Source organism: Nocardia carnea (assembly GCF_029868855.1).
GTDB lineage: Bacteria > Actinomycetota > Actinomycetes > Mycobacteriales > Mycobacteriaceae > Nocardia > Nocardia carnea_A.
In genome coordinates this window covers 1-22,075 of the sequence record NZ_JARWOV010000019.1, presented here as the reverse complement: position 1 = coordinate 22,075, position 22,075 = coordinate 1, and the positions used below count along the sequence as shown (strand labels likewise).

The window sequence follows — 22,075 nt, the reverse complement described above, 5'->3', positions numbered from 1 at the left end:
GTACTGTACCGGCACGGTCGCGAGCTCACCCATTGTCGCCGTACCCACGTCGTACCGAACCCGGCGCCGCATGCTCGCCCGCGGTACGGGCCCGCGCCGAGGAACTGAGCTGCCACGGCACGCTGGTCACCATCACTCCGGGCTCGAACAGCAGCCGGCCCTTCAACCGCAGCGCACTCTGGTTGTGCAGCACCTGCTCCCACCAGTGCCCCACGACGTATTCGGGGATGAACACCGTCACCACATCGCGGGGCGCGTCCTTGCGTACTCGTTTCACATAGTCCAGAACGGGTTTGGTGATCTCGCGGTAGGGCGATTCCACGACCTTCAGCGGCACCGAGATATCGCTGCTCTCCCAGTCCCGGACGAGCGCGCGGGTGTCTTCCTCGTCGACGTTCACCGTGATCGCCTCGAGCGTATCCGGTCGGCCGGCGCGCGCGTACGCCAACGCGCGCCGGGTCGGCAGATGCAACCGGGACACCAGCACGATCGAATGGGTCCGGCTGGGCAGGACCCCGTCCCATTCGTGTTCTTCCAGCTCGCGAGCCACCGAATCGTAATGGTGGTGGATCATTTTCATCACCACGAAGATCACCGCCATCGTCACGATCGCGATCCAGGCGCCGGCGAAGAATTTCGTGATCAGCACCACCACCAGCACGGCGCCGGTGGCCACCAGACCGAGCGCGTTGATCGCGCGTGACCGCACCATCCGCGACCGTTCGGCCGGATCGGTTTCCCGGCGCAGCAGGCGGGTCCAATGCCGCAGCATGCCGGTCTGGCTGAGGGTGAAGGAGACGAATACACCGATGATGTAGAGCTGGATGAGCTTGGTGACTTCCGCGTCGAACGCCACCACGAAGCCGATCGCCCCGACCGCCAGGAACAGGATGCCGTTGCTGAAGGCCAGCCGGTCACCGCGGGTGTGCAGTTGGCGGGGCAGGAACCGGGCCTGGGCCAGTACCGAGCCGAGCACCGGGAACCCGTTGTAGGCGGTGTTGGCCGCCAGTACCAGGATCACCGCCGTCACCACCGCCACGAAGTAGAAACCGGGCGTGAACGTGTCGAATACCGCGTGCGCGATCTGCGTGACCAGCGTTTTCTGCTGGTAACCCGCCGGGGCACCGATCAGATGCGCGGGATCTTCGGCGAAGACCACATGTGCTTGCCGCGCGAGCACGATGATGCCGAGCAGCAGGACGATGGATATCCCGCCGAGCAGCAGCAGGGTGCTCGCGGCGTTCCGGGATTTCGGCTTGCGGAACGCCGGGACTCCGTTGCTGATCGCCTCGACACCGGTCAGTGCCGCACACCCCGAGGAGAAGGCGCGAGCGAGCAGGAACACCAACGCCACTCCGGCCAGATGTTCCTCCTCGGCCCGCAGTTCGAACGACGCCGATTCGGCACGCACTTCGTCGCCGAGGACGAAGATGCGCAGCAGACCCCAGCCGAGCATCGCGAACATCCCGAGCAGGAACGCGTACGACAGCAGCGCGAACGTCCGCCCGGATTCCCGCACCCCGCGCAGATTCATCGCGGTGAGCAGGGCGATGGCGGCCACCGCGAACAGCACCTTGTGTGTGGCGACGAACGGTATGGCCGATCCGATGGTGGACGCGGCCGAGGATATCGAGACCGCGACCGTCAGCACATAGTCCACCAGCAGCGCGCTGCCCACCGTCAAGCCGGCAGTGGGCCCGAGGTTGGTGGTGACCACCTCGAAGTCGCCACCGCCGGACGGGTAGGCGTGCACGTTCTGGCGGTAGCTGGTGACCACGATGACCATCACGATCGCGACGGCGAGTCCGAGCCACGGCGCGTAGGCGTAACCGGCGAGCCCGGACACCGACAGCACGAGAAAGATCTCCTCGGGCGCATAGGCGACCGAGGACATGGCATCCGAGGCGAACACCGGCAGCGCGATACGTTTCGGCAGCAGGGTATGGCCCAGGGCGTCACTACGGAAAGGCCGCCCCAGCACCAGGCGTTTGGTGGCGGTCGTCAACTTCGACACTGGACGGAGCATAAGCCCCCGCACGGCGCGGCGCCGCCAGGCATTACCGGATTACCGGTTTGCCCGGGTTCGGCAGGGGGAATCTGGCAGAGGGCGCGAACCGGCGAGTACGGTTCGTTTCGCGGCAACCGCGTGGCTACGCGGGAGCACTCGCCGCGAAGCCGTGTCGCAGTAGCGGGCGCGGCTGTCGGCAGTACCGAGTCAGGAGCGGGATTCACGGTGTACGTGGTGATCATGGGATGCGGACGAGTGGGGGCCTCACTGGCCCGCGCCCTGGTCCGGATAGGGCATGAGGTCGCCGTGATCGACCGGAACCCGGACGCGTTCCGGCGACTGGGCGACGATTTCCCGGGCGAACGGGTCACCGGGGTCGGTTTCGATCGCGATGTACTGCGCCGGGCGGGTATCGAACGAGCCGGAGCCTTCGCGGCCGTTTCCTCCGGCGACAACTCCAACATCATCTCCGCCCGGGTGGCGCGTGAGATGTTCGGTATCGAACGCGTGGTCGCGCGGATCTACGACGCAAAACGCGCCGCCGTCTACGAGCGGCTGGGTATCCCGACCATCGCGACCGTGCCCTGGACCACCGACCGTTTCCTGCACAACCTGCTGGGCGATGCGGGCACCACCACGTGGCGCGACCCCACCGGCACCGTCGCCGTCGCTCAGCTGATCCTGCACGAGGACTGGTACGGGCGCACTGTGCGCGATCTGGAGAGTGCCACCGGCGCCCGGGTCGCGTTCATCATCCGCTTCGGGCAGGGCGTCCTGCCCGACGCCAAAACCGTCGTCCAGGCCGACGACACCGTGTACGTGGCCGCGACCTCCGGTTCCGCCGGTGAGGCGGTCGCGCTGGCCGCGAAACCCCCAGCGAACAAGGACTGATCATGAAGGTGGCCATTGCCGGAGCCGGGGCCGTCGGCCGTTCCATCGCGCGCGAACTGCTGCGTTCCGGGCACACTGTCATGCTGCTCGAACGCCAGCTCGACCATATCGACCGCGATTCGGTTCCCGACGCCGTCTGGGTGCACGCCGATGCCTGCGAACTACAACTGCTCGAGGACGCGGGCCTGCAGGAGTACGAGGTCGTCATCGCCGCCACCGGCGACGACAAAGCGAACCTGGTCCACAGCCTGCTGGCCAAGACCGAATTCGGGGTGCGCCGAGTGGTGGCCCGGGTCAACGATCCACGCAACGAATGGCTCTTCGACGACGCGTGGGGGGTCGATGTCGCGGTCTCGACCCCGCGGCTGCTGGCATCGCTGGTCGAGGAGGCGGTCACGGTGGGCGATCTGGTCCGGTTGATGACCCTGCGGCAGGGTCAGGCGAACCTCGTCGAGCTCACGCTGCCGCCCGATACGATCCTGGCGGGCAAACCCGTCAGAAGTCTGCGCCTGCCGCGCGATTCCGCGCTGGTCACCATCCTGCGTGGCGGACGGGTGATCGTGCCGCAGCCCGATGATCCCTTCGAAGGCGACGACGAACTGTTGTTCGTCGCCTCCGCCGAGGCGGAGGAAGAACTGCGCTCGGTGCTGGCGCCGATCGGCACCGCCGAACCGACGGCCACCGCTGCGGGCCTCACACCCTCGCAGGATGCCGAATACTGACCTCCCGACAGCACTCGGCCGCTCCGCTGGGAGCGGGCGTCAGGCGGCGACGGGCTGCTGGGCACGGGCCCGCAGCTTGTTCAGCGCCCGGTACTGCATGACCCGGACGACTCCGGCGCTGGTTCCCAGTTCTGCCGCGGTTTCGGCCGCGCTCAAACCCAGCACGATCCGCATCACCAGGACCTTGCGATGCACCGGGTTCAACTGCTGCATGAGCTCGCGGGCCACCGCGCCCCGTTCGGCCGCCAGCGCCCACTCTTCGGGACCGGCTGCCGTCGACGCCAGTTCCGGGATATCCGCCACGGGGTAGGCCGGGTGGACCTGCGCTCCGCGAAAAGCATCGGACACCTTGTTCGCCGCGATCCCGTAGACGAAGGCGAGGAATGATTTCCCCTGATCGCGATAGCGGGGAATCGCGGCGACGGTGGCCATGAGGACCTCCTGGGTCACATCGTCGGCCGTCACATGGAGATGGGCGGGGTTGCCCAGCCGGGTACGGCAGTAACGCTGTACCAGGGGCTGCACCAGCCGCAGGATTTCGGCTACCGCACGGCGGTCACCGGCAGCCGCGGGCTCGACCAGGAGATCGAGTTCGGCGGAAACCCGGCGGCTCTGTGACCGCATCGGATGCTCGCGCCCCCGCTCCGGGCGTGTGATCGTGTGCTGCTCGGTACGCATTCGCCAGTCCTCTCGGCAGATCGTCTTCTGTAACGATCGTCCGATGAACGGCGCGGCGGGGATAGACACCAAAGGGTGGGTCATCCGCCACCCTGGCACCTTCCGGCCGGGCGTGTGCCGCGAGTATTCGGGTCAGGCGGCGTGTCGCGCCGACGAGGCAGGTAGATGACCGGCCCGGCGTACTGCCCAGACGGTCACCACCAGCGCGAGCGCGGTTAGCGGCCAGCCCATGGCGATCCGGGCGGCGGCGAGCCAGCCCGTGCTGTCGGCCGCGTACAGATGGTGCTGCACCAGGTAGCGGGCGCCGAAAACCAGTACCCAGGCGGCGGTCGCCACATCGTAGAACCGCACCACGCGGGAATCGGTGCGCCAGCCGACGCCATGGCCGTTGAGCACACCCCACACCACGCCGACGAGCGGGCGGCGGACCAGTATCGAAATCAGGAAGGCGGCACCGTATACGAGACTGGTGTAGATGCCGAAGAGGAAGAAGCCCTTGGCCTCCCCCACGCGCCAAGCGATCAACGCGCAGATACCGACGCCCAGGAATCCCGAGACGGCCGGCTGGATCGGCTCCCGGCGCACCAGCCGCCAGACCAGCACGGCACCCGCCACACCCAGTGCGGCCCAGATCGCCACGGTGAGCCCGAGCAAGGCGTTCACCGGAACGAACACCAGCACAGGCAGGGTCGAGTAGATCAGCCCGGAGAAACCGCCCAGCTGTTCCAGCAGGGTCTGCTGGGCGGGCTCGGCGCGCTCCTCATCCGGCATATCGTCCGCGGACGATTCCGGGGCGGGGATGGTCCGCGGTAGCGGCGTGGTGGCGTACTCGTCGCTCGATGCCATGCGTCAGCTGTTTCCGCGCAATTCGTAGTAGGGGTTGTAGATCACCTTGCGGCCCTCGCGTTCACCGATACGGCCGCGCACCATGATGCGCCGGCCCGATTCGATACCGGGAATCCGGCGTCGCCCGATCCACACCAGCGTGATGGCATCGGTACCGTCGAAGAATTCCGCCTGCACATTCGCCCCCGCGGCCTGCGGACACGAATCGACACTGCGCAATCTGCCCAGCATCGTCGCCTCCTCACCGCGCCGGCACTCCGAGACCCGGCAGGCGCCCGAAGCGTCCGCCGACTCCGCCAGCTCCTCGGCGTCGAGCTGATCGAGATCCTCGGTCAACCTGCGGCCGAGCCTGCGAAAATATCCGGTTGCGGACTTGGCGCCCGCTTTTCTTCCTGCCGAGGAAGACATCGCTTGCTCTCCTGTGCGCGGACGGCGTGGGTCGCACGTCATCCGAGATTCTCTGCTACGGCCCGGCTGTGGCCGTACCCGCCACTGTAGATGGGTACCGGCGGCACCGCTACGCTCGGTCCGGTGTTCGATTCCCCACGTCCGGCAGTCGTGGTCGCACTTCCCGGCACCGGCTCCGATGCGCATTTCGCCCGCCGCGCTTTCGAGCCCGCCTGCACCGCACGCGGGCTCGAGCTGATAGCGGTCGAGCCCGAACCGGGTGCAGTGATCGCCGGTTATCTCGCTGCCCTGGACGCCGCCGCCGCGCGAGGTCCGGTGCTGGCCGCGGGCATCTCCCTGGGGGCGGCAGTAGCGCTCGAATGGGCCGGCCGCCGCGCGGCCGGTGACGTGGCGGGCGTCATCGCCGCACTGCCGGCCTGGACGGGCCCGGATACAGCGCACTGTCCCGCCACCCTCAGCGCCTCGGTCACCGCCGCGCAGCTGCGCGCGGAAGGTCTCGAACCGGTCGTCACCCGGATGCGGGCGAGCAGCCCGCGCTGGCTCGCCGACGCACTCACCCGCTCGTGGCGCGCACAGTGGCCCGGACTGCCGGACGCACTGGAGGAAGCCGCCCAGTACAAATGGCCGGAGGCGGCGCTGCTGGACACGTTGGCGGTCCCACTGGCGGTGATCGCCGCCGCGGACGATCCGGTGCACCCGGTCGCCATCGGCCGGGAGTGGGCGCGCCGCGCGTCGCGCTCGGTGATCACCGAGATCACCCTCGACGAGCTCGGCGCCGACCCCGCGGTGGTGGGCCGGCTCGGCCTGCGGTACGCCCGCTGACCCAGCCCCGGCTCCATCGGGCCATTTCGCGAAGGACGCGCCGTCAGCCGCGGCCGAGCTGCTGCATCGCCGATCCCTCCGCCCCACGCCGCGGCTGCTGTGGCTGCTGCGGGGGCAGTACGGAACCTGTCTGCGCCGGCCGGGGGGCGCTCTGCTGCGCTGCGGCGGCTTGCTGCGCCTGCTGCTGCTGTAGTTGCTGCTGCTGGTGGGCCGCGGTGAGCTGCTCGGCGAGCTGTTGCGGGAGGACCACCGGCAGCGGTTCGCGTACCGGGAGCGCATCGGTGCCGCGGCGGATGATCGTTTCGCTGAGCACCGCCCGGGCCGCGGCCACCAGGGGGCTGCCGACCGCGGTGGACCCGGACGGACCGGCCGCCACCAGACGGATCATCCATCGATAACCGTCCACACCGATGAACCGCAGATCGGCGCCCTCGGTGACGGCGACGAGCTCACGGCCCCACGGCCCCTTCTCCACCGAGACCCGGGCGCCGTCCTTGCGCAGCGATTCCGCGAGGTCGGCCGCCACCGTGCGCCACTGCCCCTTGGATTTCGGTGCGGCGTAGGCCGCGACCGTGATCCGCCCGTGTTCGGTGGCCAGATGTACCGCCTGGGGAGTGCCTTGCGGGGTCATCTCGACCTGCAGCTGCCCGCCCGGCGGCACCGGCAGGATCACCGACCCGAGATCGAGCCGGGTATCGGTGAATTCCGCCAGCACCTCGGCGACATCGTCGTAGTCGTAGGGACCGCGCCGGTGCGGCTCGGTATCGGGATCGTCGATCGCCGCGTCGTAGGCGTCACTGTAGGCGGCGCCGCCGTACCCGTCGTCGTAGCTGTCGTCGTAGTCACCGGGGTACGGCTCGTCGCCGGCGCGGTGATATCCGCCGCTGTCGTATTCGTCGTAATCGCCCTGGTACTCGCCCGTGCGGTATTCGCCGGTGTCGTACCGTTCGTCCTCGGATCTGCGTCCGCCCGATTTCCGTCGTCCGAACATGTCAGGCCTCCTTGCCGTGGGCGCCGCCGGCGCCGTTCGGCGTCAAACTCGCGTGTCCCCCGCTGGATCCGTGCCCGCCCGCGCCCCGCGCGGAATCGTCGAGCCGGTCCACCGCCACGAAATCCACCAGTTCCACGCGTTGTACCAGCAACTGCGCGATCCGGTCGCCGCGGCGCAATTCGATGGATGTCCGTGGATCGTGGTTGATCAGGCACACCTTGATCTCACCCCGATACCCCGCGTCGATCGTTCCCGGCGTGTTCACCACGGAAAGACCGGCCTTGGCGGCCAGACCGGACCGAGGATGGATGAGCCCGACCGTGCCCACCGGCAGCGCGATCGCGATACCGGTACCGACCAGCACCCGCTCTCCCGGCTCCAGGACGACATCCTCGGCGGTGCACAGGTCCACGCCCGCATCGCCGTCGTGGGCACGACTGGGCATGGGAATCCCCGGATCCAGCCGGAGCAGTGGTATCGGTGAGAGTGCGTTCACGTCCGACCAGCCTACGCGCAGACTCGGCGGGCATGTCGCTTAGTGTTGAGTCGTGTCCGACCAGCCCCGACCCACCGAATCCGGCCACCCCGTACGGCCGGCGCCACCCGCCCATCGCGAGCGCCTCTGGGTGCCGCTGTGGTGGTGGCCGGTGGGTTTCGCACTCGCCGCCCTGCTCGCCGCGGAGGTCCATATGGGAGCGCCCGGCCTGCGGGCCTGGCTGCCGTATGTGCTGCTGCTCCCGATCCCCGTCTGGGTTCTGCTCTGGTTCAGCCGGCATCGGGTCGAGGTCGCTGCCGACAGCAGTGGAACACCGGAACTGCGCGTCGACCGAGCGCATCTGCCGGTCTCCTTCGTGTCCCGGGCGACGGTTGTGCCCCGCAGCGCCAAAACCGCGGCCCTGGGCCGCCAACTCGACCCGGCCGCCTATGTCCAGCATCGCCCGTGGATCGGCACCATGGTGCTGCTGGTGCTCGACGATCCGGATGATCCGACGCCGTACTGGCTGGTCAGTACGCGCCGGCCCGAAGAGGTGCTGGCCGCGCTCGGAATTCCGAGCGCGGAATGACCTCGCGCCGCCGTCAGGCCGCGCAATCCATGCAGATCAGCTGACCGCCGGCTTCACTGGCCAGGCGGCTGCGGTGATGCACCAGGAAACAGCTCGAACAGGTGAACTCGTCGGCCTGTTTCGGAACCACCCGAACCGTCAGCACTTCCTCGGACAGGTCCGCGCCGGGGAGCTCGAACGACTCCGCGGTATCGGATTCGTCGACATCCACGACGGCGGACTGGGCTTCGTTGCGACGCGCCTTCAGCTCCTCGAGCGAATCCTCCGAAACATCGTCGGTTTCGGTACGCCTCGGTGCGTCATAGTCGGTTGCCATGTCGTCTTCCCCTCGTCCTTACTCCGTATATCCGGATCGGCGCACGCCGTCGGTTTCGACCGCGGCAGCCGCCCCGCCGGTGGTGCACTTCACATGCTTACCGGTCTCCTATCAGCGTGAATCTGTGGACACATCGCCGATAGCGTCCGGACAACGCGTGAGTTGCCCTGCTTGTTCCCGCGACCGATCGCCGATTTACTCACCGATGTTTCGGTCTGGGCGGGCAGACAATAGCGGACCCTGCGGAAATTGTCGCAATCGAAACCCAGCCGTGTCGAAACCGCCGGGCAATCGATACGCCGGGTCACGGCGCCGTACGAGGCGCCGGCCCGGCACGCCCGCAGGCGACCGGGTAATGCGCGGACCCCTGACTCGGGTACGTACAGTATCGACGTGGTTTCACTGATCACCGAAGGCAGTTCGACGGATGCCAAAGGCCGTCCCTACCCGCGCCGACGGATGCGCCCCTGGCTGATTCTGGTCGTTGTGCTCACGCTGACCTGCTCAGCCCTGTGGATCAGTGCGCTGACCACCAATGACGACGATTACACGCCGATGGCCTGCAATGCCCCCAGTCCGGCGACCGATCCCAAGGCCGCCCCGCAGCCGCTGCCCGGGCAGCGGCTGAGCGCCAGCTCGCTGGCGGAGGTGGAGCCCGCACCGATGGCGGAGACGAAGGTGCGCGTCCTCAACGCGAACGGTCAGCGCGGGCAGGCCGCCCATGTGGCCGCCCAACTCGGCGACCTCGGGTTCGGCAGCGTGTCCGGCGACCCTTACGGTAACGATCCGATATATGCCAACGGCGATCTCGAATGCACCGGGCAGATCCGGTTCGGTGAAAGCGGTCGCTCGGTCGCGGCCGCCGTCCAGCTCGCCGTGCCGTGCGCCGAACTCATCGAGGACAAACGCACCGACAACAGCGTCGATCTGGTCCTGGGCGCGCTGTTCGGCGGCGATCTGCAGCCCAACAACGACGCCGAAGAGGTGCTCCGGTCACTGAAGAACCCGGTGAGCGGCGAAAGCCCGGAGATCGACCCCGAGATGCTCGAGGCGGCCCGGACCGCGCGCTGCTGAGCCCCACCGAGGCCGTTGCCGAGCCCGCTCAGGCTTCCGGAATCGGCGCCGAGATCTCCAGCCGGTCGAGTAACGCGAACAATTCCTCGCTGATACCGGGCGCCGCGGCCACCACCAGCGCCCCCGCCGAACCCCCGGTCGCCAACGGCGGCAATCGCAGCATCGCTCCGGCTTCGGCTGCGATCAGCCCACCGGCCGCCCAATCCCACGGGTTGAGCCCGTGCTCGTAATGGGCATCGACGCGCCCTTCGGCCACCATGCACAGATCCAGCGCCGCCGCGCCGATCCGGCGGATATCGCGCACATGAGGTAGTAGTTCGGCGACGTAGGCGGCCTGCCTGGTCCGCCGCGCGACGCCGTAGCCGAAACCGGTGGCGACCAACGCCAGCCGTGCCGAGCGCACCGGGTTGCAGCGCAGCGCGGTCGCGTTCCCGGTCGGGCCGATCCGGTCGGCTCCGAGGCCCGACCCGGCGGCGTACACCGTCGAGGCCGCGATATCGGCCACCGCGCCGGCCACCGGACGGCCACCGCGCACCGCAGCCACCGAGACCGCGTACGCGGGTATCCCGTACAGGAAGTTGACCGTGCCGTCGATCGGGTCGACCACCCAGACCACATCGTCGTCACCGGCCGCGGCCAGATCGCCGCCGCCTTCCTCACCGAGGATGTGATCACCGGGGCGCAGCCGGGCCAATTCGTCGCGGATCAACTGCTCGGTCTCGGTATCGACGACGGTCACCGGATCGGTCGGAGTGCTCTTGGTCCGGACGGCGGTATCCGACATGCCGGCGGGCCCGAATACCTCGGGCCGGCGCGCCCGGACGTGGGCGGCGGCGATACCGGCGAGATGGGTCGCGATCCGGCGCAGCAGCGCGGCGTCGGCGGGAGCGGGTTCGGTGGCAGCGGTCAGGGACCAAATCGATTCCGGCACGCCTACCATCGCAGCACAGATCCTGCGGTCCGGGCATCCGGGCGCGCACATTACTCTTGTCGTGCACACCACACCGGCCCACGTCGGCCCGGGGGCGGCGAGCGCGGGGCCGAGTGGCGGATCAGCGCCGTTCGAGTACTCGCGCGCGCCCCGGTTCGACGCCGGTACGCGGGTGCGGCGCCAGACGACAGCAGCCAGCACAGGGAACGAGGGAAACCCGCATGTCCGCTCGACGGCACGCGTTCGGGATCGATATCGGTGGCAGCGGCGTCAAGGGCGCCGCGGTCGATCTCGAAACCGGGGAACTCCGGCACGAACGCATCAAGATCTCCACCCCGCAACCGTCCACTCCGGACGCGGTCGCCACGGCCGTCGCGCAACTGGTCGCGCAGGCGGATTGGGACGGTCCGGTCGGGCTCACGCTGCCGTGTGTCGTCCTCGACGGTGTCGCCCACACCGCCGCCAATGTCGACAAGTCCTGGATCGGTACCGATGCCCGGACCCTGTTCTCCGATGTCCTCGACGGCCGGGAGGTCACGGTCCTCAACGATGCCGACGCGGCGGGGCTGGCCGAGGACCGTTTCGGTGCCGCCCGCGATATCGACGGTCTGGTGTTACTGCTGACCTTCGGCACCGGAATCGGGTCGGCGCTGCTCAACAACGGGACCCTGGTCCCGAATACCGAACTCGGTCATCTCGAGATCGGCGGTATGGAAACCGAACACCGCGCCGCGGCCTCGGTGAAGGAACGCGAAGAGCTGAGCTACCCGGAATGGGCGACCCGGGTCAGTACCGTGCTGCGCGGACTGGAAGACCTGTTCTGGCCCGCGGTTTTCGTCGCCGGGGGCGGGATCAGCCGCGACGCCGACCAGTGGATCCCCCTGCTGACCAACCGCACCAGGGTGGTGCCTGCCGATCTGCGCAACACAGCGGGTATCGTAGGCGCGGCCATGGCTGTCGATGCCGGAATCACCCCCTGAAGATGTCCGCCGCACAGGCAGGGGCACACTGGTCGATCGTTACAATGGAAGGACCCCGGCGGTGAGCCGGACACCCGACCGGCGTTTTAGCCGGTAAACCCGACAGACCGCTCCGCCGGAATACTACTCTGGCGTGACGCCGCACGAGACCGTCACGAAAGGGCGTACGTGGTAGCCACGAATACCCGTCAGACAGCCGAATCGGCCGACGCCGAGGCCACGGAAGTTCCCGCGGCACGCCCGGCGCGCAAGGCCGTGGCCAAAAAGGCCCCGGCCAAGAAAGCCGCCGCCAAGAAGGCTCCCGCGAAAAAAGCGGCCGCCAAGAAGGGCGCGGCCAAGAAGGCCCCTGCAAAGAAGGCCGGTAGCGCGGGCGCTCCCGGCCCGGGTGAGGAGCAGCCGGACGACGATTCGCTGGATGTGGCCGACCTCGGGGATCTCGAGGTCTCCGAGGACGATCTCACCGACGAGAGCGACGATCTGGTGGCCGCGGTCGCCGAGGAGGAACCCGAGGCCGAGACCGCCGAACCCACCGCGGCCGACAAGGCCTCCGGTGATTTCGTCTGGGACGAGGAAGAATCCGAGGCCCTGCGCCAGGCCCGTAAGGATGCCGAACTCACCGCCTCCGCGGATTCGGTACGTGCCTACCTCAAGCAGATCGGTAAGGTCGCGCTGCTCAATGCCGAGGAGGAGGTCGAACTCGCCAAACGTATCGAGGCCGGTCTCTACGCGGCCGAGAAGATGCGCGAGTTCACCGAGGCCGGGGATAAGCCGCCGGTCGCGATCCGCCGCGATTACAACTGGATCATCCGCGACGGCAACCGCGCCAAGAACCATCTGCTCGAGGCGAACCTGCGTCTGGTGGTATCGCTGGCCAAGCGCTACACCGGTCGCGGCATGGCGTTCCTGGACCTGATCCAGGAGGGCAACCTGGGCCTCATCCGCGCGGTCGAGAAATTCGACTACACCAAGGGCTACAAGTTCTCCACGTACGCCACCTGGTGGATCCGGCAGGCCATCACCCGCGCGATGGCCGATCAGGCCCGCACCATCCGTATCCCGGTGCATATGGTCGAGGTCATCAACAAGCTGGGCCGTATCCAGCGCGAGCTGCTCCAGGACCTGGGTCGCGAGCCCACGCCGGAGGAACTGGCCAAGGAAATGGATATCACCCCGGAGAAGGTGCTGGAGATCCAGCAGTACGCCCGGGAACCCATTTCGCTGGATCAGACCATCGGCGACGAGGGCGACAGCCAGCTCGGTGATTTCATCGAGGATTCCGAGGCCGTGGTCGCGGTGGACGCGGTGAGCTTCACCCTGCTGCAGGATCAGCTTCAGTCGGTGCTGGAGACCCTGTCCGAACGCGAGGCGGGTGTGGTGCGCCTGCGATTCGGTCTCACCGACGGCCAGCCGCGGACACTGGACGAGATCGGTCAGGTGTACGGGGTCACCCGTGAACGTATCCGGCAGATCGAATCCAAGACCATGAGCAAACTCCGGCACCCCAGCCGGTCCCAGGTCCTGCGCGACTATCTGGACTGAGGTTAAGCCTACTATTGCTGCTCTGACCAGCATATTTACTGGCGCTAAGCAGCAATAGTAGGTCGCCACAACGCTCACAGTCAAGATAACTGGGCGTACGCTGGGCGGCATGGCCAGACGCTCCACGCCTGAATCGGTCGACCTCGCGGCGCTGCTCCCCTCCTGGGAGTTGGCGTTGCGGGCCGAGCGGAAGGCGCCGCAGACCGTCAAGTCCTACACCGATGGCGTGCGTGCGTTCCTGCGCTGGTGTGAGTCCACCGGTACCGACCCCGTGCTGACCAGGGGGACTGTCCAAGCGTTCACTGTGAGCCTGCTGGACGGCGGTGCGGAACCTTCTACGGCCCGATCCCGCCAACTCGCGGTCAAACGCTTCAGCACCTGGCTGGCCGAGGAGGGCGAACTCGACACCGACCCGCTACTGGGGTTGCGACCGGTGAAGCTCGACGTCAAGGTCACCCCGTCGCTGACCGAGGATCAGGTGAAGGCACTGATCAAGGCATGCCAGGGCCGGGAGATGTGGTGCCGCCGCGACGAGGCCATCGTCCGGTTGATGGTCGAAACCGGAGCGCGGGCGGGTGAGGTGGTCGGGCTGACGCTGGCCGATATCGACCTGCCCCGAGGGCTGGCCACCGTGCGGCGCGGCAAGGGCGGCAAGGGCCGGATTATCCCGTTCGGTGCCCAGACCGGCCGCGCCATAGACCGCTACCTACGGACCCGCCGGGGTCATCTGCTATCCGAATCCGGCGCGCTGTGGCTCGGTGATCGCGGGAAGAGCTTCGGCTACGACGGACTACACAAGTCCCTGACCTATCGCGCCCGCCTGGCCGGTATCGACGGCTTTCACCCGCACCTGCTCCGGCACACCGCCGCATCCCGCTGGCTAGCCGCTGGGGGGTCGGAAGGCGGTCTCATGGCGGTGGCCGGATGGAAGCGCCGCGACATGCTCGACCGCTACACCGCCGCGACCGCATCCGAACGCGCCGCCGCCGAGGCACGTGGGCTTAACCTCGGTGATCTGTGACACCTACGTGACACTGATGTCGACTGCCTTCAGTTACACACCCGCAACCGCCGTCGGTAACATTGTGGTCGGGTTCGCCCACCGGGCACCCGTAGGCTGATAGTCGCAACCGGGGGTTGACGCCTTAGTCGCGAGCTGCACGTCGGCAGCACCTTCATTCATTTGCAAGCTTCTACTGGCGGAGCGGGCTTTGCCGATAGGTGCTGTGATGTCTGCCACTTCCGAACGCCATCTCGGGTCGTCCTGTGTTCCGGGTTTCTTCCATCGTGTGAGACGTGCTGTACAGCTCCACGACGTAGGTCACCGGCGGCGGCATACCGGCCGGGTCCCACGCGCACACGCGCCACGACGACGGGCCGGAAGGTGGATCGGTCACTACATCTTTGGTGCTCGGATCAAGTCCGGCCGCCTGTAGCGCGCTGTCGGGCAGGTCTTGGCAGACGTTGAACGGCTCAGGCGCGGCTACCGTCGTCGGCGTCGTAGGGTCCCCCTCCACGGTGTCCGTCCCACATCCGGCGGCGAGTAGACCGGCAGCGGCAACTACCGGCAGTAGGTATCGGCTGGACACGCATCCCCCTTCTTCGGCTTCCGCGGGCCACCTTATCGGATGCCCTGCCAGTGTGCCGCCAGTGTGCCAAGACGCGGTGGGATCGGCCCGTAGACGTTGCGGTATCAGAGGTTGCTGAAGACGGGAACACCAGCCTTCTTGAGTTGACGAACAGCCTTGAGATAATCACTTTTTGCTTCGGAGGTGGTGGTAAACCAATTGGCAAGGCGAAGTTCCCATTTGCCATTGGGGGCCAGTTCTACCGACGCACGGGCGTCTATCTTGTTGGTGATCGATTTCGTGCGGCGGACATAACCACCGACCTGCTTGTAATGCTCAAGCCGCGCAACGTGTCCGGTCGTGAATGTGATCGCCCACTTGTTTGCGGCGAATGTGTCCAGAACTTCGGCGAACTGTGCGTCTGTGCTACTCATGATCGCGATCTTCTCCTTTATCGGCTTGGCAATTTCCTTTCGGTGAACCGATGACGCGGCCCTGTTCGTCGCGGCCGTAGTCGAGCGTGGACAGGTTGATTTCGGCTTCTGTGTATTCCTCGACCGTCTGGCAGTCCGGGCACAGGACACCGACGATCTCGCCACCCGCCACCGTGCAGTTCCAGTCCTGGAGGGCACCACGGCCGCGCCGGTGGCAGCGGTCACAGCGAATAGTCTTAACGGTCGTCATGATCAATTTCCTTTCGGGTTGTCATTGGAATTTTTGTCGTCGGCGGTCATGAACTCCTCCATCTTCCTGATGACCCCCTCCAACTGGTCGCGTAGCTCGGCACCACGGATCTTGGAGCGCTCACGGTAGCGACGGTCACGCGCCGCGATGGCTTCTCTGTGGGTCTCGCGGTAGCGGCGTTGCCGCGCCAGGATCTCCTGCCGATGCGCGAGGTAGTACCTACGGTCACGGGCAGCCTTCACGGGGTTGGTAGATGCTGCCATCCGGCGACGACGGCGATCTTCCTTGTCCTGCTCTGTCGCGCGGCGCATTGCCTCGTGGATCTCATCATGGTCACTCATCGGTGCCACCTTTCATCGCGAACCGGTGCAGCTCGGTGGCGGTCCGGCGTAGTTCGTCGGGGCCATCCGCCGCGTAGATGTCGGCTATCGCGGAGATCCACGGGTCGTCGGCATTGGCGCAGCGGTCCCCGGCGAAGTTCAGCGGCGTCCGGTACGACGGGCAACCCCACTCATCGGGAATGGGCTCACCAGCGGCGGCGAGGACTTCCGCGATCGTCACCACCCAGTCGAGCGCCCACGATCGCAGCGCGTCGGTCTCTGGATATATCGCCGAAATTGGGATGTTCATCACACATATCTCCTGTGTCGTGATCGGAGAGCAGCGTTTCAGTCGGTGATATTTCCTGCCTCAACGGTTGGTGGCGACCTGCAAAACCCCTGGTCACCTACAACGTTCAAACACGCCTACTGCGCGACTATCTGGACTGAGGTACGCGGGTAGTCCCGTTCCCGCCGCGGCCCCTGAGCGTCGCCGGAACCACCGGTTCCCGCGAATACTCAGGGGCCGTGGCGTGTCGGCACGCGGTTACCGACCGCTCTCGTCGAGAGGCGCCGCGGGCCCCGGCAGTTCCTGTTCCCGGGACATATCCTTCAACTCGACACCGGAGCGGCCCAGCCGGTGCGCGCCGGCGATCAGGCCCGTCGTCACCTCCGCGGCCCGCCGGTAACCCAGACCTTCCGGCGGATGGATATTGGAAACACAGTTACGGTCCGCATCGGTGGCGCCCGGGCGCGGCCGATGGGTGAGATAGATGCCGAGACTGTCCGCGACCGAGAGGCCGGGGCGTTCCCCGATCAGGACGAGAACGGTCGATACCCCGAGCGCGGCACCGATATGGTCACCGAGCGCGACCCGGGCCTGGGTGGCCACCACGGGCACGGCAATCGAATAGCGCGGGCGCAGTAATTCCATGAGCGCCTCGAGCAGTGGCGGGCCGTGTTCGGTGAGAGCCCGGGCCGAGAGGCCGTCCGCGAGCACGACGCCGATCGACGACCCGCCGATCGGGGTCGAGTCGAACGGTATCTGCCCCTCGGCCGGTAGCCGGCCCAGGTCGGGGCGGCGCAGGTATTCGGCCCGATCCCTCGCCCGGCTCGGTATGTGGATCGGTTCCCCGAGTCCGAGGGCCGCGATCCGTGCCGAGAATGCGGTCACGTCCAGTGCGGTGTGTACCGCGTCACGGGCGTGGGCATGCGCCGCGGCGAACTCGAGCACGCGGCGGGTCGGTAGCGCGTCACCGGCCCGGCCCAGACCGATCCGGGCCTGGGTCAGCGTGCGTAGTCCGGTCCAGAACGTCTGGCCGGAATCGGGGTTCGTCCGATCTCCGTTGTTACCGATATCCATGGTCCCTCGTTTCACCGAATCCGATCATCACCGAACCGCCTCGGCCGCGCCGGTTCTACGTCCGAAGAGGTAATGGCGGACCTGTCGGCCGGTCCGAGCAGCCCAGCGGCGGCCGCGGTCCCGGCGGGGCGCGCCTACAGCACGGCGCGCAACGGCGAGGCCGACGGCGGTATCGCACGCACCCGGCCCGTATCGTCCAGCATCCCGAGCCGGTCCAGCCAGTCCGCGAATTCGGGGGCGGGCCGCAGGCCGAGCACGCGGCGGGCATAGAGCGCGTCGTGGAAACTCAGGCTCTGATACCCGAGCATCACATCGTCGGCACCCGGCACCGCGATGACGAACGCGCACCCGGCGGCACCCAGCAAGGTGAGCAAGGTGTCCATATCGTCCTGGTCGGCTTCGGCGTGGTTGGTGTAGCAGACGTCCACCCCCATGGGCAGGCCCAGCAGTTTGCCGCAGAAGTGGTCCTCGAGGCCCGCGCGGACGATCTGTTTACCGTCGTACAGGTACTCCGGCCCGATGAACCCGACCACGGTGTTCACCAGGAGTGGTCTCAGTTCCCGCGCCACCGCGTAGGCCCGTGCCTCCAGTGTCTGCTGATCCACCGGTTTCCCGCCCGTACCCAGATGCGCGCCCGCCGACAACGCCGAGCCCTGGCCGGTTTCGAAATACATCACATTGTCGCCGACGGTGCCGCGGTGCAGGGATCTCCCGGCCTCCTCGGCCTCCCGCAGTAACCCCAGATCGACTCCGAACGCGGTGTTCGCGGCCTGCGTCCCGGCCACCGACTGGAAGACCAGATCCACCGGCGCGCCCGCGGCGATCAGGTCGATGGTGGTGGTGACATGGGCCAGGACACAGGATTGGGCCGGGATATCGAACCGGGTACGGATATCGTCGAGCAGCGCCAGCAGATCGGCCGTGGCCCGCGGCGAATCGGTGGCGGGATTGATCCCGATGACGGCGTCGCCGCAGCCGAGCAGCAGGCCGTCCAGTACGGCGGCCGCGATACCGCGTGGATCGTCGGTCGGATGGTTGGGCTGCAATCGAGTGGCGAGCGTACCGGGCCGGCCGATGGTGGTCCGGAACGCCGACTGCACCCGGACCGCCCGCGCCACCGCGATGAGATCCTGGTTCCGCATGATCTTGGCGACCGCCGCAACCATCTCCGGGGTGAGACCGGGCGCCAGATCGCGCAGGGTCGCGGCCGGATCCGAGAGGCCCTCCCCGGCCGCGATATTCAGCAGGCGATCGCGCAACTCCCCCACGGTGCAGGAGGCGATCGGCGCGAACGCGGCCCGGTCGTGGGTGTCCAGGATCAGCCGGGTCACCTCGTCGGTCTCGTACGGCACCACGGGCTGTTCCAGGAACTCGGTCAACGGTAGGTCGGCCAGCGCCCACTGCGCCGCGGCCCGCTCGGCATCCGTGGTCGCGGCGCACCCGGCCAGTTCGTCACCGCTACGGCGCGGGGTGGCCTTGGCCAGCACCTCCACCAGACCGTCGAATCGATAACTCGTACCGCCCAACTGCTGGGTATAGACAGTCATCCGCCGGTCCCGTCCGTCCGGGCCGCTGCGGTCGGCGGGGCGTGGCCGAGAGCGCATACGGCCGAAATACGCCGTGACCATGAACAATACCGGCAGTAGTGCCGGAGCACCGGCCGGCGGATTCGACCTCGGACTGCGGGCGGGTAGATCTCCGGTGCGCCCTTTGCCCCACGGTGCCGACCGATCGCCGGATGCGGGTCCGTGCCGGATGTTCACCCGGACCCGCATCCGCATCCTTCGGTCATCGGCACAGCGATGCGGGGGCGTGTTCGGTACGACGGCGGATCGTTATTTCGATGGACTCCCCGCGGCGAACCGTGTGCTGAGATTGAGGAATGCAACGGTGGTCGGCGTTATCGGCGACGGGCAAGGACGTCGTCATCGCGGGCGTCTGGTTCGCGTTCGGTTCCCTGCTGTACCTGGCCGGCTTCCATATGCTGTTCATTTCCGCCGACGGCCCGTCCACGCCACTGGCGCCACGCTTCGCGCTCTTGGCGATGGTGTGCGCGGTGCTGCTGGTGCGGCGACGGGCGCCGATCACCGCCATGGTGGTGGGGCTGATCCCGCTGTCGTTCGATCTGATGCTCGGGCCGACACTGCCGGTGTGGCTCGTCTACTCCGACCTGATATACGCAGCGGTCGTCTACGGCACCCGTCGCCAGATGCAGGGGGCGGTGGTGGCGTGGTTGGCGTTGTCCGCGACGGCCGCGGGCGTGGTTCTGGCGATGACCGAGAACTGGCGCCTCATGGTGCTGGCGCTGATCATGGCAGCAGCGTTCGTCGGCACGTCGCTGTGGTGGGGTCTGACCGTCCGTGCGCATATGGAGACCGCCGCGGCCGAACGCGCCCGGCGGCGGGCGCTGACGCAGGTGGCGGAACTCGATCGCCGGGCGGCGGTGGCCGACGAACGCAAGGCCATGGCCCGCGATCTGCACGATGTGATCGCCGGGCACCTCTCGGCCATCGCACTGCAATCCGAGGCGGCACTGGCCGGGCTCGACGGAGCCGGCACGGATCCGCGGCTGACCGGCATTCTGACCGCCATCCGGACCAACAGCGTCGAGGGCCTGCAAGAGATGCGAACCATGATCGGTCTGCTGCGTCGTGACGACGATACGACGGAGACCACAGCGCCGGGCCGGCTGGCCCAGTTGGCAGGTCTGGTCGCGGTGGCCCGGCAGGCAGGCATGCGGGTACGGATACGGCAAGACACCGAAGGCCGCCCGGTGGCGGGGGCGGTCGATCAAGCGGCGTACCGGATCATCCAGGAGGCTGTCACCAACGCGATGAAACATGCACCGGGGCAGGAGGTCGAAATCGAGGTGCACACCGAGGCGGGAACGCTCGTCCTGACAGTGCGCAACCCCCTCCCCACCGCCGCAGCGGCGTCGGCCGTGTCCGACACCACCGCGGAGCCACGCGGCCTGACGAACATGCGCGAACGCGCCGCGGCCCTGGGCGGCACCTTTCGGTCCGGTCCCGAATCGGGCTATTGGTGGGTGCAGGCCCGACTGCCGCTCGCCGCGACTCCGGAACCGGTGGGGGAACCGCTGTGACCATCCGGGTGCTCATCGCCGACGATCACGCCGCGATCCGGGCCGGCCTGCGCATGATCCTGGAGACGGCCGGCGATATCGAGGTGGTGGGTGAGGCGGCCGACGGTGCTGTCGCCCTCACCCAGGCCCGCGCCCTGCGGCCCGATGTAGTGCTGATGGATGTGCGCATGCCGGGGGTGGACGGTATCACCGCGACCGCCCGGATCACCGGCGACAGCCTGGCCCGGGTCCTCGTGCTGACCACCTTCGACCTCGACGAATACGTGTTCCGCAGCCTTCGCGCGGGGGCCGGCGGTTTCGTCCTGAAATCCGCGTCGGGACCAGCCCTGATCGACGCGGTCCGGGCGGTTGCGGCCGGGGACGGTGTCCTCGCGCCGGAGGTGACCCGCGCGGTGATCCAGGCATTCGCCGGCTCCGCGCCGCGGCCGGAACCTCCCGCCGGCCTGGCCGATCTGACCGGCCGGGAACGGGAGGTCCTGGACTGCCTGGGCGCCGGGCTGTCCAACGCGCAGATCGCCGCCCGGCTGTTCATCGGCGAGACGACGGTGAAAACGCATGTGTCGCGGGTGCTGACCAAGCTGGGACTCCGGTCCCGGGTGCAGGCCGCGATCCTCGCGCGCGAACTGGCCGCGGAGCCGGAGGGCGAATCGGGGGCCTGGCTGTAACGCCGCGGGGGGTTATCGGTATCCCCTCCGGCTATATCCGGGTGGGCGATGGGAGGTCAGCCGGTCAGTGGTGGATACATCCCGTCCGGGCCGGGTCGATACGGTTCCACACCGATCACCGCCGAAACCGGGAGCGGACCGTACAGGTGCGGGAACCGCAGCGTGGGATCGTCGCCGGGAACACCCGGCTCCCAGCGCACCGGGGCATCCAGCCGCGCGGGGTCGAGCCGGAGCAGCACCATATCGGATCGTCCGGCGAACAGCCGGTTTGCCGGCAGGTGCACCTGGTGCGGCGCGGACAGGTGCACGAAGCCCTCGGTGGCCAGTGAGGCAGGCCGATGAGCACCGAGTTGCCGTGCGGTGGCCCACTCACCGGGAGAACACAGGTGAACAAGGGTGTGAGTGTCACAGGGCACGGGTAACCTCCGATACACAACTCGACAGTCGTACGGGACAGCGGGACACCGGTATTCCACACCCGGCCCGCGGTGTTCGCCACAGGCGGAAACCGCTGGTCGTGTTAGGGAAAACACAGTGGTTCCGCAGGGGGAACAAACCCGAAGTCCCGAACGTCTGACAGAGTAGTCATACCACTGCTGGGAAGTAGCGGAAGCGAGCCCGCGGAGTGACCACGGGCCTCACACCAGGTGAACGGTCTTTGTGCCGGAAGCCAGGACGGAGGAGTCATGCCAGGAACCCTGACTAGCACCCCACTGACCGCGGTCGATCGCTGCGATCGCTGCGGGGCGGCGGCCCGTGTGCGTGCCGTTCTGCCCGCAGGTGGCGAGTTGCTCTTCTGCCAGCATCACGCGAACGAACATATGGAACGACTGCGTGAGCTGGACGCCGTGATCGACACGGAGTCCGCTCCCGCCCTCTGACCGTCCGACGCGTCCGACACAACAGCATCGAACAACAGAACACCGCTTATTCGTGGCGGGGGGGGGGGCCCCGGCCGCCCCCCCCCCCCCACCCCCCCCCCCCCCCCCCCCCCCCAACATCCCCCACCCACCACCCCCCCCCCGCCCGCCCCGCGCGCCCCCCCCCCCCCCCCCCCCCCCCCCCCCACGACTCATCCGCGCAGGATCGCGTCGATCAACCG

27 protein-coding genes are annotated in these 22,075 nt (G+C 67.8%); 11 read left to right on the top strand and 16 right to left on the bottom strand.

Annotation, left to right across the window (positions count from 1 at the left end; all coding sequences use genetic code 11):
- Nucleotides 1–25 precede the first annotated feature (25 nt).
- Nucleotides 26–2,014: an APC family permease gene (locus QH195_RS01465; RefSeq protein ID WP_280434041.1), complete on the bottom strand. Its 1,989-nt coding sequence runs from the start codon at nucleotides 2,012–2,014 to the stop codon at nucleotides 26–28.
- A gap of 219 nt (nucleotides 2,015–2,233) precedes the next feature.
- On the opposite strand from QH195_RS01465, the gene QH195_RS01460 reads away from it, so the two are divergent.
- Both QH195_RS01460 and QH195_RS01455 read left to right on the top strand, forming a co-directional pair.
- Nucleotides 2,234–2,899, top strand: coding sequence for a potassium channel family protein (locus QH195_RS01460; protein ID WP_280434040.1), 666 nt, complete (start codon nucleotides 2,234–2,236; stop codon nucleotides 2,897–2,899).
- 2 nt (nucleotides 2,900–2,901) lie between these two features.
- On the top strand, nucleotides 2,902–3,621 hold the full coding sequence (locus tag QH195_RS01455) for a potassium channel family protein (RefSeq protein ID WP_280424245.1): 720 nt from the start codon (nucleotides 2,902–2,904) through the stop codon (nucleotides 3,619–3,621).
- A 39-nt stretch (nucleotides 3,622–3,660) separates the two neighbouring features.
- Here QH195_RS01455 and shbA read toward each other — a convergent pair whose 3' ends face one another.
- The 3 genes from shbA to QH195_RS01440 form a co-directional block, all read right to left on the bottom strand.
- Complete coding sequence (gene shbA / locus QH195_RS01450; RefSeq protein WP_280424244.1) at nucleotides 3,661–4,299, bottom strand: RNA polymerase sigma factor ShbA; 639 nt, start codon at nucleotides 4,297–4,299, stop codon at nucleotides 3,661–3,663.
- 132 nt (nucleotides 4,300–4,431) lie between these two features.
- Complete coding sequence (locus tag QH195_RS01445) at nucleotides 4,432–5,145, bottom strand: DUF3159 domain-containing protein (protein WP_432278378.1); 714 nt, start codon at nucleotides 5,143–5,145, stop codon at nucleotides 4,432–4,434.
- 3 nt (nucleotides 5,146–5,148) lie between these two features.
- Complete coding sequence (locus QH195_RS01440; RefSeq protein ID WP_280402285.1) at nucleotides 5,149–5,553, bottom strand: OB-fold nucleic acid binding domain-containing protein; 405 nt, start codon at nucleotides 5,551–5,553, stop codon at nucleotides 5,149–5,151.
- A 90-nt stretch (nucleotides 5,554–5,643) separates the two neighbouring features.
- On the opposite strand from QH195_RS01440, the gene QH195_RS01435 reads away from it, so the two are divergent.
- The gene (locus tag QH195_RS01435) at nucleotides 5,644–6,375 is read left to right on the top strand and encodes an alpha/beta hydrolase (RefSeq protein ID WP_432278377.1); all 732 of its coding nucleotides are present in this window, start codon (nucleotides 5,644–5,646) and stop codon (nucleotides 6,373–6,375) included.
- A 43-nt stretch (nucleotides 6,376–6,418) separates the two neighbouring features.
- Here the strand turns inward: QH195_RS01435 and QH195_RS01430 are convergent, their stop codons facing one another.
- Both QH195_RS01430 and dut read right to left on the bottom strand, forming a co-directional pair.
- A complete protein-coding gene (locus QH195_RS01430; protein ID WP_280424241.1) occupies nucleotides 6,419–7,366 on the bottom strand; it encodes a DUF3710 domain-containing protein in 948 nt (315 codons plus the stop codon).
- 1 nt (nucleotide 7,367) lies between these two features.
- Nucleotides 7,368–7,862, bottom strand: a complete 495-nt coding sequence (dut, locus tag QH195_RS01425) for a dUTP diphosphatase (protein ID WP_280424240.1) — start codon at nucleotides 7,860–7,862, stop codon at nucleotides 7,368–7,370.
- A 52-nt stretch (nucleotides 7,863–7,914) separates the two neighbouring features.
- On the opposite strand from dut, the gene QH195_RS01420 reads away from it, so the two are divergent.
- A complete protein-coding gene (locus QH195_RS01420) occupies nucleotides 7,915–8,430 on the top strand; it encodes a DUF3093 domain-containing protein (protein WP_280434038.1) in 516 nt (171 codons plus the stop codon).
- 13 nt (nucleotides 8,431–8,443) lie between these two features.
- Here QH195_RS01420 and QH195_RS01415 read toward each other — a convergent pair whose 3' ends face one another.
- On the bottom strand, nucleotides 8,444–8,746 hold the full coding sequence (locus tag QH195_RS01415) for a DUF4193 domain-containing protein (protein ID WP_062974319.1): 303 nt from the start codon (nucleotides 8,744–8,746) through the stop codon (nucleotides 8,444–8,446).
- Nucleotides 8,747–9,139: 393 nt separating this feature from the next.
- On the opposite strand from QH195_RS01415, the gene cei reads away from it, so the two are divergent.
- A complete protein-coding gene (gene cei / locus QH195_RS01410; RefSeq protein WP_280424238.1) occupies nucleotides 9,140–9,820 on the top strand; it encodes an envelope integrity protein Cei in 681 nt (226 codons plus the stop codon).
- Between the two features lie 28 nt (nucleotides 9,821–9,848).
- Here the strand turns inward: cei and QH195_RS01405 are convergent, their stop codons facing one another.
- Complete coding sequence (locus QH195_RS01405; protein ID WP_280434037.1) at nucleotides 9,849–10,751, bottom strand: inositol monophosphatase family protein; 903 nt, start codon at nucleotides 10,749–10,751, stop codon at nucleotides 9,849–9,851.
- A gap of 221 nt (nucleotides 10,752–10,972) precedes the next feature.
- On the opposite strand from QH195_RS01405, the gene ppgK reads away from it, so the two are divergent.
- From ppgK to QH195_RS01390, 3 genes are all read left to right on the top strand, one after another.
- Entirely contained in the window at nucleotides 10,973–11,731 is a 759-nt protein-coding gene (ppgK, locus tag QH195_RS01400) for a polyphosphate--glucose phosphotransferase (RefSeq protein ID WP_280434036.1), read from the top strand.
- Nucleotides 11,732–11,899: 168 nt separating this feature from the next.
- Nucleotides 11,900–13,270 carry an RNA polymerase sigma factor gene (locus QH195_RS01395; RefSeq protein ID WP_280434035.1) on the top strand — a complete coding sequence of 457 codons (1,371 nt, stop codon included), beginning with the start codon at nucleotides 11,900–11,902 and terminating at the stop codon, nucleotides 13,268–13,270.
- Nucleotides 13,271–13,379: 109 nt separating this feature from the next.
- A complete protein-coding gene (locus tag QH195_RS01390; RefSeq protein ID WP_280434034.1) occupies nucleotides 13,380–14,291 on the top strand; it encodes a tyrosine-type recombinase/integrase in 912 nt (303 codons plus the stop codon).
- A gap of 172 nt (nucleotides 14,292–14,463) precedes the next feature.
- Here QH195_RS01390 and QH195_RS01385 read toward each other — a convergent pair whose 3' ends face one another.
- The 7 genes from QH195_RS01385 to QH195_RS01355 form a co-directional block, all read right to left on the bottom strand.
- Nucleotides 14,464–14,859, bottom strand: coding sequence for a DUF3558 family protein (locus QH195_RS01385; RefSeq protein ID WP_280434033.1), 396 nt, complete (start codon nucleotides 14,857–14,859; stop codon nucleotides 14,464–14,466).
- A 104-nt stretch (nucleotides 14,860–14,963) separates the two neighbouring features.
- Nucleotides 14,964–15,272, bottom strand: a complete 309-nt coding sequence (locus tag QH195_RS01380) for a hypothetical protein (protein ID WP_280434032.1) — start codon at nucleotides 15,270–15,272, stop codon at nucleotides 14,964–14,966.
- On the bottom strand, nucleotides 15,265–15,522 hold the full coding sequence (locus QH195_RS01375) for a hypothetical protein (RefSeq protein ID WP_280434031.1): 258 nt from the start codon (nucleotides 15,520–15,522) through the stop codon (nucleotides 15,265–15,267). The genes QH195_RS01380 and QH195_RS01375 overlap by 8 nt, the downstream gene beginning before the upstream one ends.
- Before the next feature lie 2 nt (nucleotides 15,523–15,524).
- On the bottom strand, nucleotides 15,525–15,863 hold the full coding sequence (locus QH195_RS01370; protein ID WP_280434030.1) for a hypothetical protein: 339 nt from the start codon (nucleotides 15,861–15,863) through the stop codon (nucleotides 15,525–15,527).
- Complete coding sequence (locus QH195_RS01365; protein ID WP_280434029.1) at nucleotides 15,856–16,152, bottom strand: hypothetical protein; 297 nt, start codon at nucleotides 16,150–16,152, stop codon at nucleotides 15,856–15,858. The genes QH195_RS01370 and QH195_RS01365 overlap by 8 nt, the downstream gene beginning before the upstream one ends.
- Nucleotides 16,153–16,389: 237 nt before the next feature.
- A complete protein-coding gene (eutC, locus tag QH195_RS01360; protein ID WP_280434028.1) occupies nucleotides 16,390–17,205 on the bottom strand; it encodes an ethanolamine ammonia-lyase subunit EutC in 816 nt (271 codons plus the stop codon).
- 134 nt (nucleotides 17,206–17,339) lie between these two features.
- The gene (locus QH195_RS01355) at nucleotides 17,340–18,752 is read right to left on the bottom strand and encodes an ethanolamine ammonia-lyase subunit EutB (RefSeq protein WP_280434027.1); all 1,413 of its coding nucleotides are present in this window, start codon (nucleotides 18,750–18,752) and stop codon (nucleotides 17,340–17,342) included.
- Between the two features lie 335 nt (nucleotides 18,753–19,087).
- Here QH195_RS01355 and QH195_RS01350 point away from each other — a divergent pair, with 335 nt between their 5' ends.
- Both QH195_RS01350 and QH195_RS01345 read left to right on the top strand, forming a co-directional pair.
- Entirely contained in the window at nucleotides 19,088–20,308 is a 1,221-nt protein-coding gene (locus tag QH195_RS01350) for a sensor histidine kinase (protein WP_280434026.1), read from the top strand.
- Nucleotides 20,305–20,973, top strand: a complete 669-nt coding sequence (locus QH195_RS01345; protein ID WP_280424231.1) for a response regulator transcription factor — start codon at nucleotides 20,305–20,307, stop codon at nucleotides 20,971–20,973. The genes QH195_RS01350 and QH195_RS01345 overlap by 4 nt, the downstream gene beginning before the upstream one ends.
- A gap of 56 nt (nucleotides 20,974–21,029) precedes the next feature.
- Here QH195_RS01345 and QH195_RS01340 read toward each other — a convergent pair whose 3' ends face one another.
- Entirely contained in the window at nucleotides 21,030–21,389 is a 360-nt protein-coding gene (locus QH195_RS01340; protein ID WP_280424230.1) for a DUF952 domain-containing protein, read from the bottom strand.
- A gap of 270 nt (nucleotides 21,390–21,659) precedes the next feature.
- Here QH195_RS01340 and QH195_RS01335 point away from each other — a divergent pair, with 270 nt between their 5' ends.
- Nucleotides 21,660–21,854, top strand: coding sequence for a DUF7455 domain-containing protein (locus QH195_RS01335; RefSeq protein ID WP_030521621.1), 195 nt, complete (start codon nucleotides 21,660–21,662; stop codon nucleotides 21,852–21,854).
- The last annotated feature ends 221 nt before the right edge of the window (nucleotides 21,855–22,075 follow it).

Bases quoted from the DNA above. Each gene is read 5' to 3' on its own strand.
- QH195_RS01350 (WP_280434026.1), top strand. From the start codon at position 19,088: ATGCAACGGTGGTCGGCGTTATCGGCGACGGGCAAGGACGTCGTCATC.
- QH195_RS01380 (WP_280434032.1), bottom strand. From the start codon at position 15,272: ATGAGTAGCACAGACGCACAGTTCGCCGAAGTTCTGGACACATTCGCC.
- QH195_RS01355 (WP_280434027.1), bottom strand. From the start codon at position 18,752: ATGACTGTCTATACCCAGCAGTTGGGCGGTACGAGTTATCGATTCGAC.
- QH195_RS01455 (WP_280424245.1), top strand. From the start codon at position 2,902: ATGAAGGTGGCCATTGCCGGAGCCGGGGCCGTCGGCCGTTCCATCGCG.
- eutC (WP_280434028.1), bottom strand. From the start codon at position 17,205: ATGGATATCGGTAACAACGGAGATCGGACGAACCCCGATTCCGGCCAG.
- QH195_RS01435 (WP_432278377.1), top strand. From the start codon at position 5,644: ATGGGTACCGGCGGCACCGCTACGCTCGGTCCGGTGTTCGATTCCCCA.
- QH195_RS01375 (WP_280434031.1), bottom strand. From the start codon at position 15,522: ATGACGACCGTTAAGACTATTCGCTGTGACCGCTGCCACCGGCGCGGC.
- QH195_RS01335 (WP_030521621.1), top strand. From the start codon at position 21,660: ATGCCAGGAACCCTGACTAGCACCCCACTGACCGCGGTCGATCGCTGC.
- QH195_RS01365 (WP_280434029.1), bottom strand. From the start codon at position 16,152: ATGAACATCCCAATTTCGGCGATATATCCAGAGACCGACGCGCTGCGA.
- QH195_RS01415 (WP_062974319.1), bottom strand. From the start codon at position 8,746: ATGGCAACCGACTATGACGCACCGAGGCGTACCGAAACCGACGATGTT.
- QH195_RS01445 (WP_432278378.1), bottom strand. From the start codon at position 5,145: ATGGCATCGAGCGACGAGTACGCCACCACGCCGCTACCGCGGACCATC.
- QH195_RS01430 (WP_280424241.1), bottom strand. From the start codon at position 7,366: ATGTTCGGACGACGGAAATCGGGCGGACGCAGATCCGAGGACGAACGG.
- QH195_RS01440 (WP_280402285.1), bottom strand. From the start codon at position 5,553: ATGTCTTCCTCGGCAGGAAGAAAAGCGGGCGCCAAGTCCGCAACCGGA.
- QH195_RS01390 (WP_280434034.1), top strand. From the start codon at position 13,380: ATGGCCAGACGCTCCACGCCTGAATCGGTCGACCTCGCGGCGCTGCTC.
- QH195_RS01370 (WP_280434030.1), bottom strand. From the start codon at position 15,863: ATGAGTGACCATGATGAGATCCACGAGGCAATGCGCCGCGCGACAGAG.
- ppgK (WP_280434036.1), top strand. From the start codon at position 10,973: ATGTCCGCTCGACGGCACGCGTTCGGGATCGATATCGGTGGCAGCGGC.
- shbA (WP_280424244.1), bottom strand. From the start codon at position 4,299: ATGCGTACCGAGCAGCACACGATCACACGCCCGGAGCGGGGGCGCGAG.